The organism is Sutcliffiella halmapala (assembly GCF_050107295.1).
Classification (GTDB): Bacteria; Bacillota; Bacilli; order Bacillales; family Bacillaceae_I; genus Sutcliffiella_A; species Sutcliffiella_A halmapala_A.
The window spans coordinates 94,748-113,814 of record NZ_JBNIKR010000003.1; the positions used below are offsets into that span (position 1 = coordinate 94,748).

A 19,067-nucleotide genomic window follows, 5' to 3' on the forward strand; every position below is an offset into this window, starting at 1 on the left:
GCACCCCATCTTTATTTTTATCTATTTTCCGACTGTACTCCTGTATTCATTGGGAGTCATTCTAGTAAACTTCTTAAACACCTTACTGAAGTATTTCTCATTCTGATAGCCCACATGGTAGGCTACCTCATAAATTTTGACATGCGGCTTCGCCAAGTATTCCTTTGCTTTTTCCATCCGGATTCTCGTTACATAATCAGTGATGGTTTCATTATACTCCTGCTTGAATTTGCGCGATATATGCTCCCTGCTCAGAAAAAAGCGGTCCGCAATCTCCTGTAGCGTGACATCCTGCTGGTAATTGGCACGTAAGTATTCTTCTATTTGTCCCATACTTTTCGTTTCGGAGGAAGCAGCAAGGAACTCCATATTGCCAGAAGACCTCCTGACCAAGGCCTCCTCCTTCCACTTTTTCACCGCCCGCTCCAAGGTTTCATTTAAAATATCCGGATCAATCGGCTTCAAAATGTAATCGAAGCTTTTATACGTAATCGCATTACGCATAAACTCATAGTCATCATAGCCACTCACCACGATTGTCATACAGTTCAGGTCTATGGATGCTAGCCATTTCAGCAGGCTGATTCCATCCCTTTTAGGCATCCGCATGTCGGTGAAGATAATCTCCGGCCGATGCTGGGTAATCAGCTCGGTGGCCTCCTCCCCGTCCTGGGCCTCGAGGATGGTATTGATTCCGTGTTCTTTCCAATCCGCCAGGAGAAGCAGTCCTTCCCTGACATGCTTCTCATCGTCAATGATGATCGCCTTCATCCTTTACACCTTCCATTTCCAAAGGCAGTCTCAAGCAAACGACCAAGCCTCCCTCATGATGGTTGACAAGCTGCAGGCTCGCCGCCCCGTCATAATACAACTGCAAACGGGCATAGATATTTTTCAATCCGATATTCGTTACTTCTTCCCTTGCCTCTCTATTTCCTGCTTGAAAATGACGATAAATTTCCTGCAGTCTTTCATCTGTCACGCCGACTCCGTTGTCCACAACATCCAAAAGAAGCATACCTTCCTCCACTTTTCCCTCGACCGTTATTCTCCCTACTCCTTCTCGTATATCAAAGCCATGCTTAAAATAGTTTTCAATAATCGGCTGAAGGATCATTTTCGGAACGTGAACTTGCAAGGCGTCTTCTTCAACATCGATCATGTAATCGAGATGGTCTCCGAACCTCTCTTTCTGCAATAAAAGAAACGCCTTGATATAGTTGATCTCTTTTTTCAGAGGTACCATGTCCTCCTCCATATTCATCCCATAGCGCATGATTTTGGACAGGTGCGTGATCAGTGTATAGATCTGCGGCACATTATTTTTTAGGGCCAACGTACCGATTGACTGAAGGGCATTGTAGAGAAAATGGGGATTCAATTGCGACTGCAGCACCTTCAACTGATTGTTTTTATTCTCGATTTCGAGCTTATATTCCCGGTTTATGAGGTGATTGATCTTCTCCATCATCTGCTTGAACCTGCTGCCAAGTATCCCGATTTCATCGTGTCCCAATGACTCGAACTGCACCTTCATATTCCCTTCGTTCACCTGCTGGATGTTCTGAAGCAGCACTCTGATTGGTGAAGTGATTTTAAAGGATACGAACAAGGTAGCGAGAATGACAAGACTTAATCCAAGGACCCCGAACAGGATATTGATTTTCGTTACGGTGAAGGCATTTTCATAAAGGGTGGTGTATGGGACGCGTTTGACAAGTATCCATCCGCCGACCGCTGCCGGTGTCTGTTCATACATCATCATCCCGTGGAAGGAGTCATTCTGCCATTCCATCGTCCCCCGCTCTTTATTGGAGTCCATCACCTCGCCTATCCACTTCTGCTCCGCTTGCTTGACAAACACTTCTTCATTAGAGCTGTAGATCAGGTCCCCGGTCCTCGATAAAATAAAGAATTCCTCGGTCTCCTTGTTGTAAAGGTTCTCGCTTAGCTCCAGCACCCTCTCCGTCGACACCTCTACCGTAATAAATGCCAGCACCTCATCGGATGGCACATTCCTTAGCGCCCGGTGCAGATAAAGCACATTTCTCCCCTGCTGCGCTTCTGTGGTATCTATAAACATATTGAACGGATTCAATTGGGCATTTTTATAGGCATCCTCATACATCCTGCTGTTGAGCCTGGTTGAAAAGACGACCGTCGAGCGCTTGGAGGCCGTGATGCTCCGCTCTTCCTCGGCAAAGGATATATGTACGCGCCTGATATTATCCTCGGCATAAAGGATCGTCTGCAGGACGTTCTTCACAATTCCGAGTGTCATATAGTTATCTTCCTTATCAGGAGACCTCATATAGTTGATGAAATCAGGATTATTATACAAGGAAAGTGTTAAACTATTAAGCTCCTCCAAATAGGTTTCCAGATTGATCTTCCCCTGATAAAGGAGATTACTATTTTCCTGTACGACGAGATCCTTGAATGCTTCTTTTGTGTGGTAATACGTGATGATAATCGATGTTCCGAAAGGCAGAATCGTTATCAATAGCAGCAGTACGATAAGCTTATTGCGGATACTTTTTCTGATCATGGCCTACCCCCGGTGTAAGGCGTTTCTTTTCTTTAATGGTCTGTTAAACACCGCTGTTGATTTCCGCAAAAGACTGCACTTTCCGCGAGGCGTTTGTGGAGCCTCCTCGGCTTCGCCTGTGGGGTCACCACTAAACTCTCCTCCCGCAGGACAAGGAAGGCTTCGGCAGCGATACATCGCACGCAGAAAATGCTTGCATTTTCAAGGAGTCTCCGCCTTTTGCTCCAATCAACAGCTAGATTCTTATTAAATCATATTATCAAGGCTTTCTTTTAAGTATAAACAGAAAGCATGCCTATGAATAGACATGCCTTCCGCTGAATTATTTTAAATTATCCCAAGAGCTTTGGAAGCGCTCAAGGAGTGTGTCATAATCGATTTTGCCGGCAGCGTATTCCTGGATGCTTGCAGCAAATTCCTTGTTTGCCCCATCCGGCCACATGAACCATGTCCAAGGGATTGTCTGCTCGTTTTTGGAGTATTCCAGGATGTTTTGGCCAAGGTCGCCAAGTCCGGCAGGCTCGATGTTATCAAATGCCGGGATGAACGCGAACTCTTCGGTGATATATTTCTTACCAGTTTCAGAGGAAACCATCCAGTTCAAGAATGTTTTTGCTTCTTCCAGGTGCTTGGAGTTCTTATTCAATACCCAGTTGTTCGGCACGCCAACAGGAAGACGGTTGGCATCCGCATCGTCACTGATGCTGATCGGAAGGAAGCCCATGTTCATGTCAGGGTTCACTTCATAGATCATGTTTTCCGTCCAGTTTCCTTGTTGCAGCATTGCAGTCTGGCCTGAAGCGAATTGTGTTACCTGTGTATTATAATCTGTTGTTAGTGGGTTGCTGTTTCCGAAATTGATTTCTGTATCCAATACCTCTTTGAAATTTTTGAAGTGTTCATTGCCTACAATCTTTTCAGATCCATCATACAAGCCAGCAATGAATGCTTCCGGATCGTCCTGTTGTGCAAATGGGATGTTCAATAGATGCTGGCCGATTACCCACCACTCGCCATAACCGGCTGAGAATGGTGTGATGCCTTTGGCTTTTAGCTTTTCAGAAGCATCCTTCAATTGGGAAATCGTTGTTGGAGGCTCTGTAATTCCCGCTTCTTCAAAAAGGTCTTTGTTGTAGATGAATCCATATCCTTCAAGGTTGACAGGCATACCATAAAGCTTCCCATCTTCCGGATCTGTCATTGGTACTTTCCCAATAGGAAGAACGTGTTCAGCCCAAGGCTCTTCCGAAAGGTCTGCCAGCTTTTCTTTCCATAGCTCAAGCTCCTTGAAGCCACCATTGTTGAAAATATCCGGCTCTTCACCAGATGCAAACTTCGCTTTCAATGCAGCACCATAATCCGCACCGCCACCAACTGTTTCAAGCTTGATCTTGATGTTCGGGTGCTCTGCTTCGAATTCCTTGATCATTTCCCCCAACTGATCGGCAATCTCCACCTTGAACTGGAAGAAGTTCAACGTTACCTGATCGCCGGAATTTTCCTTGTCGTCCCCTGAGGAATTATTGCTCGAACATCCGGCAAAAATCCCAGCTACTAGTGTTAATGATAGTAATAGCATGAAAAAGCGTTTCATTTTATTGCCCCCCTTGAAAGTTAGATTAATTTTTATATAAATCTTGGAATCTGTAAAGCCAGACTCCTAGATTTACTTAACAGATCCAGCGGCAATCCCCTTGATGATATGCCTTTGTAAAAATAGGAAGAAGACAATGATCGGCGCGATACCAAGAACCAGTGCCGCCAATCCCATGTCCCACTGCTTCGTATACTGTGCAAAGAATGTACTCGTAGCAAGTGGAATCGTACGCAGATCCCCATCCTGCAGCACAAGAAGCGGTAGCAGGTAATCATTCCAGATCCAGAGTGTGTTCAGGATGACGACTGTCACTGTAATCGGCTTCAGCAGTGGAAATACAATTCTCCAGAACACACCGAACTGGCTGCAGCCATCGATCCTTGCCGCCTCCTCGATCTCAAGCGGCACCGTTTTGACAAAGCCGTGATAGAGAAAGAGGGAAAGTGGTACACCAAATCCGAAGTACATCATGATGATCCCCGGCAGGCTGTTGATCATGCCAAGCGTCCCGCCAAGTTTCATCAGCGGAATCATGACTGTCTGGAACGGAATGACCATCGCCGATACAATCAGGACGAACAGTATTTTACTGAACTTACCTGGTGTCCGAACCATTTTCCAGGCCGCCATCGAGCTGAGCAGCACAATTCCGATATTACTGAACACCGTGATGATAAGGGAGTTCCAGAATGCTTTCGGAAACTTGATGATTTCCCACACCTTCGCATAGTTAGAGAATAGGATCTCCTGCGGCAGTGCAGCTGCATCTATCAGGATTTCACTAAAGCTTTTCACCGAATTGATCAGGACAAAGTAGAAGGGAATGAGGAAAATGAGACCGAGTGTAATCCCGATGATTTCCAAAAGGAACGTCCTTTTCGTATACTTCTGATCCATTATGCCTCCACCTCCCTTTTCTTCGTTGCCATTACCTGTACCGTCGTAAAGATTGCAACGACGACAAAGAAGATAATGGACTTCGCTGTACCCAGCCCGTATCTGTTATATTGGAATGCCTCCTGGTAGATATTGATCGCTACCGATTGGGTCGAGTTGAACGGACCGCCCCCTGTCAGAGAGAGGTTCAGGTCGAAAATCTTGAATGCCATCGAGATCGTCAGGAAGAAGCAGATCGTAAACGCCGGTAAAATTAATGGAATAATGATTTTCGTAATCAAGGTAAAATTGGAAGCGCCATCAATTCTGGCCGCTTCAAGCAAGGAATTGTCCACTCCTTGTAACGCCGCCACATAGATGACCATCATATAGCCACTTATCTGCCAGGCGAACACGATGACAATGCCCCAGAACGCCGTCTTTTCATCCCCGAGCCATGGAAGCTGAAAGAAGGAGATGCCCGTCATTGCACCGACAGACGCGAAGCCTTTGACAAAAATGAACTGCCAGATGAAACCGAGTAGCAAGCCCCCGATTACATTTGGGAGAAAAAAGACCGTTCTTAATATATTGCGGGTTTTCAGTGCTGCATTAAGTAAAAGTGCGAAGCCAAAACCGATAAGATTGCTGATGATCACAGCCGCAAACATGAATTTGGTCGTGAACATGAAAGAGTTGAAGAATGCCTCATCGTTCGTAAAAATCTTTTTATAGTTCGCAAGCCCGACCCATTCTACCACTGAACTGACACCATTCCAGGAAGTGAAAGAGTAGTAGACTCCCATCAGGAATGGAATAATCTGAATGACAAGGAAGAATAACAATGCCGGCCCGACAAAGGCAGCGTAGGTTAAAATATTTTTCCATTTCACTTTCCGCTTTGGCACTCCTTCTACTATTCTCGTCTTCGTTCTAGGATTTTGCGACGTCGCCGGATTCACGTTCGTCTCCATCCTTCACCACCCCCGTATGTGTAACCGCTTTCTTTTATTATATGCGGACACCCTCTGGATTTTGGGGTACCTATATTGACCGGTTAGGTGCACAATATTGACTGAATTTTTTGTAGAATATGTGGTTAATCTCCTTTTTATATCAGAATGAATTTCATGTTATCGCGGAAAACCTTTTTTAAAAGTTAATCTCTATATTTTTTTTCAACCCTTTGAGACTCAAGGGGTTTATTTTTTCTTAATCAAACGTTTGTTTAAAAATTTCTATACTGATAAAAGAAATCAATAGCTTAATGAGTTTATTAACTCCAATTTCGACAGTTTGGACATGGTTTCTTACAAAACCTTTTTTAAAAGTTAATTTCTAAAATCTTTTTCAATCGCTTGGGGCTCAAGGAGTTTGTACTTTTTTAATCAAACGTTTGTTTAAAAAAAGCTATACTGGTATACTCATCAATTTCCCCATAAAAAAAGCCAATAAGAGCTAGGTAAAGCAAAGCTCTCATTGGCTGGTTCTTATATTACTCTTCGACTCCGCTCACACGCGGGCCGTCCACATTCTGCTTTCTGCGTCTGATTGCATAGGCGGCTGCACTTGCCGCACCTATAAGTCCAGCTGCAATGCCTCCGAAGAATAGTGGTTTATTTTCGTATACTTTTACTAGCACGCTCTTGTCCGCTATTTCAAATGGCAGGACAAAGCGCTCTATGTTCCCTGCTTCATCGACTGCTTCCACGATAATCTCGTATGGCTTGATGTCACTAAAGGTGGAACCGATTACTTACAACCTGTAAATATTCTGGGGGAATAAACTTATCAAAAATGACCCGTTAATTCGAAAGGTTTTTAGCCAATTACATTTTATAACATTAGATCGGGTTGTTACATTTTCTCCAATTGGTGAATTTATCTTATTGTGAGATATAGCTATATTAATCATAAATACCTATAATAGAAGGATAAACCTTTAGTAAAAAATAACGGACGAAAAGAAGGATACTTATGAGAATAGAAGAGAAATTCAAGTTTTTCTTTGAACATATGGTGGACATGGTGTTTTTGGTTGAGTGGAAAGATAATAATTTTTGGTATACCTATGTCAATTCTTCTGCACAGCAGAAACTCGTTGTCGAGATGATTGGCAGAAAATTGGAGGACGTACTCCCGCCGGTTACATACGATCTCCTTCATAAGCACTATTCAGTTTGTGTTCAGAATAGGGAATCCATCAGTTATTCAGATTTGAATCTATTCGTACCAGATATGCCAGCTTCGGAAACCACCTTAACTCCAATTGAAGATGATGGACGCATTTTCGTTCTTGCCATTACAAAAAATGTCAATGAATTGAAGGAAAAAGCGAAAGATTACCTTTTTCTGAACTCCCTAGTAGCAAACACCGTGGATGCCATGTTGGTAATAGATACAAATGGCACCATATTAAAAATAAACAATGCTTTTCAAAAACAATTTGGATGGACAATTACTGAAATGATTGGACACCATTGGGAAGAGTTCCTATTCACCCCAATTGAATTGAAAGCGCAATCAGATGAGACGATTCAGTTGCTTAAAAATCAAAAAACGACTCAGCCGCTGGAAACCGTCCGATTAACAAAAGATGGTCAATCTATCCATACTTCCGTCAGCTATTCTCCTATCTTGGATAAAGAGCAGCAAGTAGTCGCAATCTCCATGATCTATCGCAACATCCAGCATTTACGAGAGCTGGAGGCTAAACTTGCCGAAAGTAAAGATGCCTACAAATCACTTTTTTCCTACCATAAAAATGCGATTCTTATGGTAGATTCCAAAGGCTATATCACGAACGTTAATGAAGCCTGCGAAACGTTGACTGGCTATAAAAAGGAACTAATTATCGGCATCGATTTTAAACAATTTGTACAACATGAGCTCCAACTGCCGGATGACCCCCTCCAGAAAGCTTTTGAAGGGGTTGTAAATAGCTATGAGGTGGAAGTCCCCCATGCATCCGGAAACATGCTTTTCTTTTATGTCACCCACGTCCCTATTATCATTAAGGGGAAGGTAACCGGAGTGTATCTCATCGCCCAGGATATTACGGAAAAGCGCGAAATGGAGCTTGCCTTGAAGGACAGCGAGGAAAAATTCCGTCTCATCACAGAGCATTCCTCCGACTTAATAAAAGTTATCAATAAATGCGGCAATATTTCTTATGTGTCTCCTTCTTATCGAAATCTTATGGGCGCTAAATATGAAATCATGGAAGGCAAGCAACTGACATATGGCATTCATGAATTAGATCATCCATTACTATTGGAATCCATTCATAAGCTTCGGACAAACAAGATGAAATCCGTACAAATAGAATATCGATACTTGAATCAGGAAAAAGAGGATGTATGGGTGGAAGTGAATGCTACTTCTATAGCCGGTGAAGGAGAGCTCGATCACATCGTTCTGACTGGACGTATCATTTCAGAACGAAAAGAGCTGCAGGAACAGCTCACCTACCAAGCATACCATGACAGCCTGACTGATCTTCCAAACCGCCGATTACTTGAGCAATCCCTAGATAAAGCGATAAAATCTGCTTCAAAAAATAACGGAAAACTGGCGCTTCTTTTCTTGGACTGCGATAATTTCAAACAAATTAATGATACGCATGGACATGATATGGGAGATCTGTTGCTTGTTGAACTGGCACAACGATTATCAACCTGCGTCCGTTCAGAAGACACCGTTGCCCGCTTAGGCGGCGATGAATTTGTCATCCTCATCAAGCGTGTAGAGAATAACGAGCATATCACAAGAGTAGCAGACCGCATCCAATCAACACTGCAGCAACCATATATAATAGAAGGAGAACTGATTGAAACCACATCTTCCATCGGAATTTCCGTTTATCCCGATAATGGCACAACCATCAAGCAGCTATTCCGAAAAGCCGATCAGGCATTGTACCAGGTAAAGAACAACGGCCGCAACGACTATCAATTGTATTCATGAACACAGAGGCTGGGACAAAACTATAAAATGCTAATAAAAGACGACCAATATTAGTACCGGCTCTAAATACCGCTATTGATTTCCGTGCAAGACTTCGCTTTCCGCGGGTGACCCGTGAGCCTCCTCGGCTTCGCCTGCGGGGTCTCACATTGGCCACTTCTCCCGCAGGAGTCTTCGTCTTGCACTCCAATTAACCGCTGGTGCAACCTAAAAACTAAGCAAATACTTCGAAAAAAACCCGAACTAATTTGATTTTAAAATTCAAATTAGTTCGGGTTTTTTTTAGACTTAAACACTTTTGTCCCAACCTCTTATTATTTTCTACTCCCCCCTTCACCCTATCAAAAAGCATTTCACTAAAGATTCCCAACCAAAAATGTTATACTATTTGAAAAACATAGAACTGGAGTGATTCATAAAATGTCCAATCAAACACGCCAGATTGTCCAAGATTCGCTGAATGCCTTGCTGGAGGATACCGCATTTCTTCCCGAGCTGCAGGGAGATGCCAGAGAACAGGCTTTTACGTCCCTTGGCTCCATCCTTTCCACCCCCAATCATGTACATAAATCCTTTCTTCGAATCGCGCTTGAAAATGGAAGCGTTGTCAGGATTCCCGCTTTCCGGGTCCAGCACAACAATGCACTTGGCCCCTACAAGGGCGGCATCCGTTTCCATGAGTCCGTTAAAGAGGAGGAAGTGATCAACCTCGCTTCCCTGATGACCTTGAAAAACGCACTCCACGACGTGCCATATGGCGGAGGAAAAGGCGGTATCATTCTCGATCCACGCTCTTTTTCTGTAAAAGACCTGCACCTCATCTGTAAAAAATACGTTCAATATTTCAGCGACATCATTGGTCCGGACAAAGATATCCCAGCGCCTGATGTAGGATCTGGCGAAAGGGAAATGGACTGGATGATGGCTGAGTATAAAAGCATCCGTCCCGGTCAGCCCTATAAAGGAAGCTTCACCGGAAAAAGTGTCGTAAACGGAGGATCCCTCGGTCGCCGCGAAGCAACAGGGAAAGGCGTCTATTTCACCTTCCGCTATATGCTACATGATTTCATGAAGGACCAGCGAAAGTTCCTATCTGGCGCAAGCAATGACAACACCTTCGCCAAAACGGCACTTAAATACGAAGGACGACCGCTGAAGCTCGCTGTACAAGGCTTTGGTAACGTAGGCTCGGTTGCCGCCCTGGAAGCCTATCAATGCCAGTATCTCGAGAATAAAGTGGTGGCTGTTAGCGACCGAAACGTGACGCTATTCAATGCAGATGGCTTGGATATACCAGCTCTCGTCCGCTATACCTCCCTTCATAAAGGCGACCTGCCTACGACGGACGAACATCTAAAGGAAGCAGGAGTTAAGGCGGAAATCCAGGACCGCAGCAAGGTGCTCTATCTGGACGTTGATGTACTGATACTTGCTGCACTCGAGGACCAGATCCACCTCGATAATATGGATAAAATAAAAGCCGGAATCATCGTAGAAGGCGCGAACGCCCCTGTCACAAGCGAGGCCGACCAATACCTCAGCGACAAAGGCGTCATCATCGTGCCTGATATTCTTGCAAATGCAGGCGGGGTCATCGTCTCCTATTTCGAATGGATGCAGGGCCGTGAAACCCAGTTCTACACTGAGGCGGAAGTTTACGAACTTTTGTACAAACAGATGAAAAACACCATGGATACCATTCTTCCTGCATTCTTCGGAGATCCGTTTCCGTTGAGGCAGAACTGTTATATTCATTCGGTGATGAAGCTTTCGACTGTGTTGTTTAGGCAGGGGAAGTTGTACTGATATGTTTTTATTAAGGGGCCTGACCCCCACCGCTTTAAAGCGGTGGGGGTCAGGCCCCTTTTTTTCACTATTAACAACAAATTTCCATAGTATTATTTTCCTATTTATATATTTACTGTATAATTAGTAGGTCTACTTCCCTACTATATACATACTATTTACATGATATTGCTATTTTTCGATTTTTATAGAGTAGGAAGCCGGACAAGAATGAGAGTTCGTCTTAAAAATTCCAGAAAGGGTGAAGGATTTGGCAAACGATTTGCAATCAAAATTAGGTGAAGGATTATCAAAGGTACAGGGGGGAATTGAGCAAGGAAAGCAAAAACTTCAAATTGCTCAAGAAATCAGCAGATTGAAAAAGAGTATTGCGGAAAACTCCCAAAAGAAGTCCAAAATTTTATTGGAGGCTGGACAAGTTACATACCGCAAATTACGTGCGGGTCAAATTCACGATGCAGATTTGGCGCAGATCTCAGAAGCGATTATCGGATTGGATAAGCAAATGTATGTTGCTACAAGGCAGATTGCAGAGCTTTCCAAGACAACTCAAAACGGCGTGGTCTGTTCTTGTGGGACAATGAATGGAATGAACGATAAATTCTGCGGCGGCTGTGGAGCGAAAATGGAAAAGCCTGCTGAAATCGACTTAAGTACCGCTAGTTCATGCAATCAATGTGAAGAGATTGTACCAGTTGGTGCCAATTTCTGTCCATGCTGCGGTTCTAGAGCGTAAAACAACGAGGGAATAAGGAGGGAAAAGATATTGTTTTGTAAACATTGTGGAACGAAAAACCCAGAGGGTGCACACTATTGCGTAAATGATGGCATGCCACTTGGAGAAGCGAATGAAAATATTCAAGCAGTAAAAGAAACAGCGAACTTCTGTAAATCATGCAGTCAGCAGAATTCATCCGATGCCCTATATTGTGTAGCTTGCGGGGTTTCGCTAGAAAAAGTGACCGAGAAAAAATCAGGACCGGGAGATATTCTATCATTAGGTACCTTTAGCAAAAGTTCGAATAGTTCAGCCCCTATATTAGAAGGTGGTCTAGCAAGCAAGTTCAGTTTACCGGGATTAATTTCTGCAGCGAAATATGCCGGGATAGCTTTTGCTATTTTGTTAATCGTGTCTTTCATCGCCACATATTTTGTTAACAGCGCATTAAAAGACATGCTTGGTAACGACGAAATCATGGAGATGTTCTCATCAGGTTTAAAATTCATTTCCGTAACAGACATGCTGATGTTGAGTCATTTAGCTGGTGTTGAGTATGCCGTATCTGCGATGGGAGCAGCCGTTAGCTTAACCACTTCCGGATGGGTCAGTTTATTTGCCCTTATTTCTGCAATTGGATTGGTGGTTGCTGGGTTTCTTGCGAACAGAAATCAACCTGAGCGATCTGCAATCGAAAGATTCTACACGATTTTACCTATTTCCGCTGTATATGCTTTACTAATAGGAATCATCTCTACTTTTGCAGGTGTATCAATAGAAATGGAAGATCCTACAGGTTGGTTTGGAGATATTACAGTTTCTGCAAACTACCAATTCTTTACTGTATTAATCCGAGCACTTGTGTTAAGCATTATTTTTACAACAATCGGCTCCATGATTGGAATGACTTCACAATTGAAGAGCTTTGGAAGCAACTCGGGCTACGGAATTTCCATCCAAAGAGCAGCCTTACATTCTGTTTTAGGAATTGTAATTTGTATGGTACTTACCTTAACGATAATTGGTAACAAATCAGACATAAAAGAAGTAAAGGAAGAAGCTGGTGATGAATCATACTTTGTGGACTTTTTCCTAATTCAAGCTGGAACCTATATGTGGAATATGGCCCACTTAGGATCATTGGAATTCGACCTTAACGCATATGACGAGAATGTTGGTGCCAATTATTCCATTCTAGGGGGACCAAAAGCGGATGGGATGAATATGGAAGAATCACAAGAGGTTGCCACCGGGCTTAAGGAAATTCTCGGAAGCCTATGGTATTTCTTATTAGTTCCGATACTCCTGCATTTTTGGGCAGGGACGGCAATCAAAAAATCTACAACAGGTAATATCCTCTATGAAATTGGGGCTTATGCTCTTGCATTCGGTATCGTTAATACAGCTATCTTCCAGCTATTGAAGCTGTCTATTAACACAACATTTGGAGATTTGTTCAACGTAAGCTTTGGATTCTCCTTGTTCCTTACCTTCTTATTCAGCACTGTCATCTCATTCGGTATTTCTTATGCCGGAGTGGTCTTGATGAACAAGAAATCAGGTTCAGACGACGTAGTTCAGCACCAACAAGTATCAAACTTTTAGAAAAGAGGAACAGCACTTATGAGATTTTGTACGGAGTGCGGGGCCAAGGCCGATGATCAGGCAGCAATATGTACCAATTGCGGGGCGAGGCTATCGTCCCCCAAGCGGGCTCAGCAGCAAGAAAAGTCTGCGATACCCGCTTTTTCGAAAAAAACAAAGATTATTCTAGCAAGTATATTAGCGGTGTTCATCGCATTATTTGCTGCTTATAAAGCAGTAGATTCCTATAATAGCCCTGAAAAAGTCATGGAACGATTTTTGGAAGCTGTAAAAGAGGAAGATGTGGAGTATCTGTCGAAAAGCCTGGAATCCACAAACGAGAAGTTGAAAATGGAAGAGAAAAATGTCAAAGCCCTCTTGAAATTTTGGAAGGAAAACAAAGATTCCAAGGAAGACTTCTTCTCCTATCTTCAGGACACTACCAAAGAGCTGTCACGCTCCACTTCCAGAACTACCTCTGCTTTCAATGAGCTGATGGGGGAAGACGAAGGAAGAATGATCACCTTCAAAAAAGGCGGCAAAAAGTGGCGGCTCTTTGATGATTACAAGTTTCTGGTCCAGCCTCTTACAGTAGAGGTGTACACCAACTATCCTGACGTAAAGTTGTTTCTGGATGGAAAAGAGCAAAAAGCCAAACTTGATGAAGAAGGTGGCTACTATATAGTAGGACCGATGCTCCCAGGTGTCCATAAAATCAAAGGAACATTGGAAACCGAATTCCTTTCCCTAGATAAAGAAATCGAAGCTCACGTTTTTGATACGTATCATTATGAAGACCTCTACTTCGATGCAGAGGAAATCTATGTGGAAAGCAATATCATGGACGGGACCATTTTGATTAACGACAAGGAAACCGACCTTGTACTAAAAGAAGGCGGCCTGCGGTTCGGACCTGTTCTGGTTGATGGTACGATGACGGTGCAAGTTCAGAAGGATTCTCCCCTGGGTATACTGAAAAGTCCGGAATATAAGATTGAAGAAGATTATATTTATGCGGATGTATCCATCAATGAAGAGTCGCAGGAAGAGGTTATGACCCTGATTAACGACGCCCTTCTCTCCTACCGCAAAGCATTGATCGGGAAAGATGCTAGTCTTTTGAAATCATACAGCGGGGATGAACGATCCTATATTGAAGAGGATATCGAGGACCTTGGAAATGATGATAATTGGATAGGCTACCTCCTTTCGACCAGCTATGATCTCGACAGCTTTGCCACATGGGAAGAGGATGAAAATTGGCATGTCGGCGTTACGATGAACGCGAGCTGGCTCACAACCGATTATTATGGAGAGCTTAGTGAATTTGATTATTACGAACGATACTTCCTTCAAAAAACGGACGATTCCTGGTCCATCTACTCTGTGAACGGAGGATGGGGCTCCATCGACGACGCAGAGAATGTGAAGGACTTTAAATTCAACCAGGAAGAGCAGGAAAAGGATACACCAAAACCGAAAGTCGTACTTGATGAGGAAAGCCTAATTTCAGATTATCTGTATGGACTTGAAGATGCAATCAACTATGGGGATTTTGAAGAAGTGGAACCTTACCTTTTACCAGACAGCGAACTTTATAAGCTTCAAAAAAACCTGGTGGAAAACCTTTATGAAGAAGAAACAACTGAATACTTAATTGACTATGAAATCCTAGAAACAGAATTTTTGGAAGATGAGAAAGCCACCGTTCTCATTACTGTTTCAGAGAATTTTGAAATTATCAAGAAAGATGAGAAAGCAGCGGAAAAAGCCTTCAAGTGGAAGTACACGGCTCAAGTGCATAATGGAAAGTACTATCTGAGTAAGATCGAAGAAGCAAATTGATTTTTTGGGAGTCTCAAGCTTGAGACTCCTTTTTTATTGTTATTCCTTTTTCCGGGCAGCGTCTTCCTTCTCGTAATCGATGTCAGTGAACGGTGAATCCAATAATCGGTATATCCCATCGGAAAAAGCGACCTCTGTATCAAACAGTACATACCTCATATGATCCAATCCGTTATCATCAATGGCTGCGCCTCCACTAAGCTGATAGATACCCGGCTTTCCCAGTTCTTTTTCTTCCCTTTGTACAAGTTGAACTTCAAGGTCATAAAAATGATTGAATTCACAAACATCCCCCATGCAAGCCCTCTCAAAAAACCTTTCAACCTGCTCCAAAGCCTTTTCTTCATTCGGCCCATTGGAATTCAGGGTGAAAATGGTAAGGGAAATTGCCAGTAAAGAAGCTGCACCTATCATTAATTTTTTTTTGACTAATGGCTAAGGTCATTCCTCGGGAAGGTAGCTACGCCCATAGTTTTAGTCCATATTTGAACCACATCCCGGACAGAATCTATAGCCTTGTTGCTGTTGATGGCCACATGCTGTGCAAAATTTTCGACTCATTATTATTCCCCTTACTCTTGAATGCGTCTATGCCATTCCTAATATCGGCATATTGCTCTTATTCTAAATAGCATAAAATCGAAACTCCCTACATACAATTTCCGAGGAAATTACCCAAATTCCCCCTGAATTCTTACTGAACAATCGCCAAAGAGCTACATCCTCCATCACAATAATGCTTCCTATTCTATTATTCGCCATCCAATATTCCTAGAGTAATATTTCATATAGGCATTTAAACCCATACATAAACATTGCATTCTCGATATAATAGAATTGTATTTCTCATAAATCATGGAAAAAGGCAAAACTAGTGAAAGCTAGTGACGCAAAACTAAAGGGACTAAAGTTGCAATGGCAACTAGTCAGCCAGTTACCCGCAACATCCTCCGTTGATTTATGTGAGTAAAGGAGGGAAAGTTATGAGGATTGTGAATCATATACAATACTTCTGGCATGTGATGAGGTCTACTTATTGTGAATTGCTTGCAAATGATTGTCTAGATCAAGAGCTGAAAGCAACCATAGTGGCACAGGCTAAATATCACAAGGTTGAAGCACTCCAACGCCGTGCAAAAATCCAAAATCTTGCTTGCTAGAGTTTTTAATCATCAGAGACCTTTTAAGGAGGAGTTCCGTAACCCGGAACTTCTTTTTATTTTCCCCCTTGTTCTATTAAATAGCTTCCATATATGTCTTTTTGTCGTATTTTAGGTTGCCTTCTTGTGTAAAGCATGAACATGAGGATAACCTTGGTTTTTGTCAAGTAAACAATTTACATTTTATGTGAAGATATTACAAAAAAAGTAATTCCCTAAAAAATAAAATCAGAGTATAATCATTTTGTTATGTAAGGTATTTTAATAGAATTGGAGGATTGGTTTTAGTTGAAAAAGCATTTTTGGCTAAACTTAAGCGTAGTATTTACCTTACTACTTTCTTTATTAAGTCCAGCTTTGGCTACGGCAGAAGTGACGGAGGAAACTGGAATATTACTAACGAAAGCGGTACAAACGAATGAAGGAGTTTCTCTTGAATGGGAAACAGTTAGTAATGAGGATTTATCAAACAGCAACCAGAGTTTCATCATGGTGAAAAACGGTCAAGCCGAGACCATCTCACCTGTAAAACTAGAAGAGCAATCAACGGAAACAAAGCAAGTCTATAGCTATTTGGATGGTAATGACGATGTGAATGCAGATGTTGAATATCAGGTCGTTTGGAACATAGATGAGGAAGCTGTTCACAGTAATGCTTTATCTGTTGTATTCGATACTCAGATAGAAGAGGATCCATCTGGGACAGAAGATGAGGAAGAAGCTGAGCCAGTAAAAAAAGAAGAAGCTTCTCCACAGGATTCTGAAGGATTTATAGAAGAATCCTTTCTGGAAATAGACAAGCTGCAAGTGAATGAAAGCTCCTTCACTGCTACTTGGTTTGGTTATTTGGAAGAAAGTGAAGGGAAATTGGCAAAATATGAACTTTATCTGGAAGGCACGCTAGTGAAATCCGGGAATTTGAATTTTGTCGAATACCAGTTTACTAACTTACAACCGGACACATCTTATGAGGTTACCGTAAAAGCACTAAATTCAGTAAACGAAGTAAGGTTGGAAAAATCCATCGAGGTTACCACATTCCCTGCCCCATCTGGGAAAGTGGCTACATTTTCAGATAAGAATTTAGTACAGGCTATCAAGGACCAGTTGGGTGTAACGAGAGACATTTATGAGAGTGATGTACAAAATCTGACTGTGCTTTTTGCAGCAGACTATGGCATTAAAAGTATTGAAGGATTGGAAAAAGCAGTAAATCTTGAGGCTGCACATCTATATTATAATGAAATCTCAGATTTGACTCCACTTGCCAATCTAACCAATTTGGTAGAGCTGGACCTAGAAGGTAATACTTTTACAAGTATTACTCCTTTAAAGGATTTAACGAACCTTTCTATCCTATGGTTATCCGACAATAAGATTTCAGATATCAGCGTGTTGACCGGCATGAATAAACTGGAATACCTGTATCTTGACCGTACAGGCATCTCCAATATTGATGCATTGGTTCTTCTGCCGAACCTGACTCACGTTACATTGGCAGAAACCATGCTCGACCTTTCGGAAGAATCTCCTGTGTGGGAGGTACTGAATGTTTGGAAGGAAGCAGGCGTTTACGTTGATATTTTAGAAGAAGAACTGGGGTCTTTCTTTGAAGCATATGCAGAGGGCACTTCCGAGGAAAGTATATTCTTGTCATGGTATTACCATACGGATGATGAGGATTATTATCCTGAAAACTATAACTATATTGTCTATATCAACGGTGAGAAATATACAGAAACACCTGATTCCTATCTGTTAATAACAGACCTGGAAGCAGAAACGGAATATGAATTTAAGGTTGAAATGTACAATGAAGAAGGCGAGCTTCTTTTTGACTCAATGACAACCGCCACTACGCTTGGTCTTCCAACAGGTGAGATTGTGACGATTGCTGATGCAGGATTAGAAGAAGCGATTCGTCAAAGTCTATATCTGCCTGAGCGGGAAATCTATCAATCCGATATGGAACGCATGGAATATCTGCATGCAACATATATGAATATTGAGAATCTCTCCGGATTGGAATATGCTACTAACTTATTTATGCTGGACCTGGAAGGTAATTATATCGAGGATATTTCAGCTCTGGAGAATTTAACTAACATCGCCTACTTGAGTCTTGCTGATAACCTGCTCACGGACATTTCCGTCCTGGAACCCATGTCAGACTTGGAGATTCTGAATCTGCATTACAATCCAGTAACGGATATCAACGTATTGTTGACTTTGGAAAATCTGTATCAGGTTACCCTATTCGGAATGTTCAACCTTACATTTGAAGAAGGAACACCTGAACTGAAGGTTGTGGAAGAGCTTCTTGATAGAGGTGTGGAAGTGTACCTTGATGAAGATGATTATTACGGTGACACCCCTATCTCCATCAATGTGCTAGGCGTAACCGCAAACTCGATCGAAATGGATTGGACATATGAGGGTGAAGAAGAGGTTGCCTATTATGAAGTATTAGTAGACCAAGAGGCTTATGATATGGTGGAAGATAACTATTATCACTTTACCGACCTATTATCTGACGAATCCTACGATATAGCTGTAGCTGCATTTGATGCCGATGGTAACTGGTTAGGTCTCAGTGAATTTACTGTCACCACCCTTGCAGAAATTGTGGATGAAGAAGATGCAGAAACACCAGGTGAAACGGACCCAAAAGAAGAGGAAGGAACTCCTTCTGATAAACCAGGTAAAGATACTAAAGAAGACACAACAAAAGAAGAAACTGAAAAATCTACCGAAAAAGGCAACAAATTACCGGTAACTGCAACAAATACAATGAATTATGTCCTAGTAGGACTTGCATTATTGTTTGCAGGAATGGTCGGTATGGTTTTAGTGAGAAGAAAGAGATTGGCTTAAATAAGAGGTTCTAGTGCAAAAGAGGCAGTTCCCCACCTTTAAAATACGGTGGGGAACCTGCCTCTTTTTTTACTGTTTAGAGCTCGCAAAGGG

At 42.4% G+C, this 19,067-nt stretch carries 14 protein-coding genes and 1 riboswitch; of the genes, 7 read left to right on the forward strand and 7 right to left on the reverse strand.

Annotated elements, in window-relative coordinates; translation table 11 throughout:
• Positions 1-21: 21 nt before the first annotated feature.
• From ACQCT5_RS06420 to ACQCT5_RS06445, 6 genes are all read right to left on the reverse strand, one after another.
• On the reverse strand, positions 22-771 hold the full coding sequence (locus ACQCT5_RS06420; protein WP_499640152.1) for a response regulator transcription factor: 750 nt from the start codon (positions 769-771) through the stop codon (positions 22-24).
• On the reverse strand, positions 752-2,548 hold the full coding sequence (locus tag ACQCT5_RS06425) for a cache domain-containing sensor histidine kinase (RefSeq protein ID WP_499640154.1): 1,797 nt from the start codon (positions 2,546-2,548) through the stop codon (positions 752-754). Before ACQCT5_RS06425 ends, ACQCT5_RS06420 begins: the two co-directional genes overlap by 20 nt.
• 322 nt (positions 2,549-2,870) lie before the next feature.
• Positions 2,871-4,142 (reverse strand): ABC transporter substrate-binding protein, encoded by a 1,272-nt coding sequence (locus ACQCT5_RS06430; protein ID WP_499640156.1) that lies wholly within the window; start codon positions 4,140-4,142, stop codon positions 2,871-2,873.
• A 72-nt stretch (positions 4,143-4,214) separates the two neighbouring features.
• Positions 4,215-5,042 (reverse strand): carbohydrate ABC transporter permease, encoded by an 828-nt coding sequence (locus ACQCT5_RS06435; RefSeq protein ID WP_499640158.1) that lies wholly within the window; start codon positions 5,040-5,042, stop codon positions 4,215-4,217.
• Positions 5,042-5,995: a carbohydrate ABC transporter permease gene (locus tag ACQCT5_RS06440; protein ID WP_499640160.1), complete on the reverse strand. Its 954-nt coding sequence runs from the start codon at positions 5,993-5,995 to the stop codon at positions 5,042-5,044. The genes ACQCT5_RS06435 and ACQCT5_RS06440 overlap by 1 nt, the downstream gene beginning before the upstream one ends.
• A gap of 521 nt (positions 5,996-6,516) precedes the next feature.
• Positions 6,517-6,732, reverse strand: a complete 216-nt coding sequence (locus ACQCT5_RS06445) for a hypothetical protein (protein WP_499640162.1) — start codon at positions 6,730-6,732, stop codon at positions 6,517-6,519.
• A gap of 266 nt (positions 6,733-6,998) precedes the next feature.
• Here ACQCT5_RS06445 and ACQCT5_RS06450 point away from each other — a divergent pair, with 266 nt between their 5' ends.
• From ACQCT5_RS06450 to ACQCT5_RS06470, 5 genes are all read left to right on the forward strand, one after another.
• Positions 6,999-8,987 carry a PAS domain S-box protein gene (locus tag ACQCT5_RS06450; RefSeq protein WP_499640164.1) on the forward strand — a complete coding sequence of 663 codons (1,989 nt, stop codon included), beginning with the start codon at positions 6,999-7,001 and terminating at the stop codon, positions 8,985-8,987.
• 420 nt (positions 8,988-9,407) lie between these two features.
• The gene (locus ACQCT5_RS06455; RefSeq protein ID WP_499640166.1) at positions 9,408-10,793 is read left to right on the forward strand and encodes a Glu/Leu/Phe/Val family dehydrogenase; all 1,386 of its coding nucleotides are present in this window, start codon (positions 9,408-9,410) and stop codon (positions 10,791-10,793) included.
• Between the two features lie 250 nt (positions 10,794-11,043).
• Positions 11,044-11,529 (forward strand): zinc ribbon domain-containing protein, encoded by a 486-nt coding sequence (locus ACQCT5_RS06460; RefSeq protein WP_499640168.1) that lies wholly within the window; start codon positions 11,044-11,046, stop codon positions 11,527-11,529.
• Positions 11,530-11,559: 30 nt separating this feature from the next.
• Positions 11,560-13,116 carry a zinc ribbon domain-containing protein gene (locus ACQCT5_RS06465; RefSeq protein WP_499640170.1) on the forward strand — a complete coding sequence of 519 codons (1,557 nt, stop codon included), beginning with the start codon at positions 11,560-11,562 and terminating at the stop codon, positions 13,114-13,116.
• A gap of 18 nt (positions 13,117-13,134) precedes the next feature.
• Positions 13,135-14,940, forward strand: coding sequence for a zinc ribbon domain-containing protein (locus ACQCT5_RS06470; protein ID WP_499640172.1), 1,806 nt, complete (start codon positions 13,135-13,137; stop codon positions 14,938-14,940).
• 39 nt (positions 14,941-14,979) lie between these two features.
• Here the strand turns inward: ACQCT5_RS06470 and ACQCT5_RS06475 are convergent, their stop codons facing one another.
• A complete protein-coding gene (locus ACQCT5_RS06475; protein WP_499640174.1) occupies positions 14,980-15,237 on the reverse strand; it encodes a hypothetical protein in 258 nt (85 codons plus the stop codon).
• 557 nt (positions 15,238-15,794) lie between these two features.
• Positions 15,795-15,882: riboswitch (cyclic di-GMP riboswitch) on the forward strand.
• A 41-nt stretch (positions 15,883-15,923) separates the two neighbouring features.
• Between ACQCT5_RS06475 and ACQCT5_RS06480 the strand changes: the two genes are divergently transcribed.
• Both ACQCT5_RS06480 and ACQCT5_RS06485 read left to right on the forward strand, forming a co-directional pair.
• Positions 15,924-16,100 carry a hypothetical protein gene (locus ACQCT5_RS06480; RefSeq protein WP_499640176.1) on the forward strand — a complete coding sequence of 59 codons (177 nt, stop codon included), beginning with the start codon at positions 15,924-15,926 and terminating at the stop codon, positions 16,098-16,100.
• A 288-nt stretch (positions 16,101-16,388) separates the two neighbouring features.
• Positions 16,389-18,974 (forward strand): leucine-rich repeat domain-containing protein, encoded by a 2,586-nt coding sequence (locus tag ACQCT5_RS06485; RefSeq protein ID WP_499640178.1) that lies wholly within the window; start codon positions 16,389-16,391, stop codon positions 18,972-18,974.
• Positions 18,975-19,067: the final 93 nt, after the last annotated feature.

Bases quoted from the DNA above. Each gene is read 5' to 3' on its own strand.
- ACQCT5_RS06440 (WP_499640160.1), bottom strand. From the start codon at position 5,995: ATGGAGACGAACGTGAATCCGGCGACGTCGCAAAATCCTAGAACGAAG.
- ACQCT5_RS06425 (WP_499640154.1), bottom strand. From the start codon at position 2,548: ATGATCAGAAAAAGTATCCGCAATAAGCTTATCGTACTGCTGCTATTG.
- ACQCT5_RS06435 (WP_499640158.1), bottom strand. From the start codon at position 5,042: ATGGATCAGAAGTATACGAAAAGGACGTTCCTTTTGGAAATCATCGGG.
- ACQCT5_RS06420 (WP_499640152.1), bottom strand. From the start codon at position 771: ATGAAGGCGATCATCATTGACGATGAGAAGCATGTCAGGGAAGGACTG.
- ACQCT5_RS06470 (WP_499640172.1), top strand. From the start codon at position 13,135: ATGAGATTTTGTACGGAGTGCGGGGCCAAGGCCGATGATCAGGCAGCA.
- ACQCT5_RS06480 (WP_499640176.1), top strand. From the start codon at position 15,924: ATGAGGATTGTGAATCATATACAATACTTCTGGCATGTGATGAGGTCT.
- ACQCT5_RS06450 (WP_499640164.1), top strand. From the start codon at position 6,999: ATGAGAATAGAAGAGAAATTCAAGTTTTTCTTTGAACATATGGTGGAC.
- ACQCT5_RS06455 (WP_499640166.1), top strand. From the start codon at position 9,408: ATGTCCAATCAAACACGCCAGATTGTCCAAGATTCGCTGAATGCCTTG.
- ACQCT5_RS06475 (WP_499640174.1), bottom strand. From the start codon at position 15,237: ATGGGGGATGTTTGTGAATTCAATCATTTTTATGACCTTGAAGTTCAA.
- ACQCT5_RS06430 (WP_499640156.1), bottom strand. From the start codon at position 4,142: ATGAAACGCTTTTTCATGCTATTACTATCATTAACACTAGTAGCTGGG.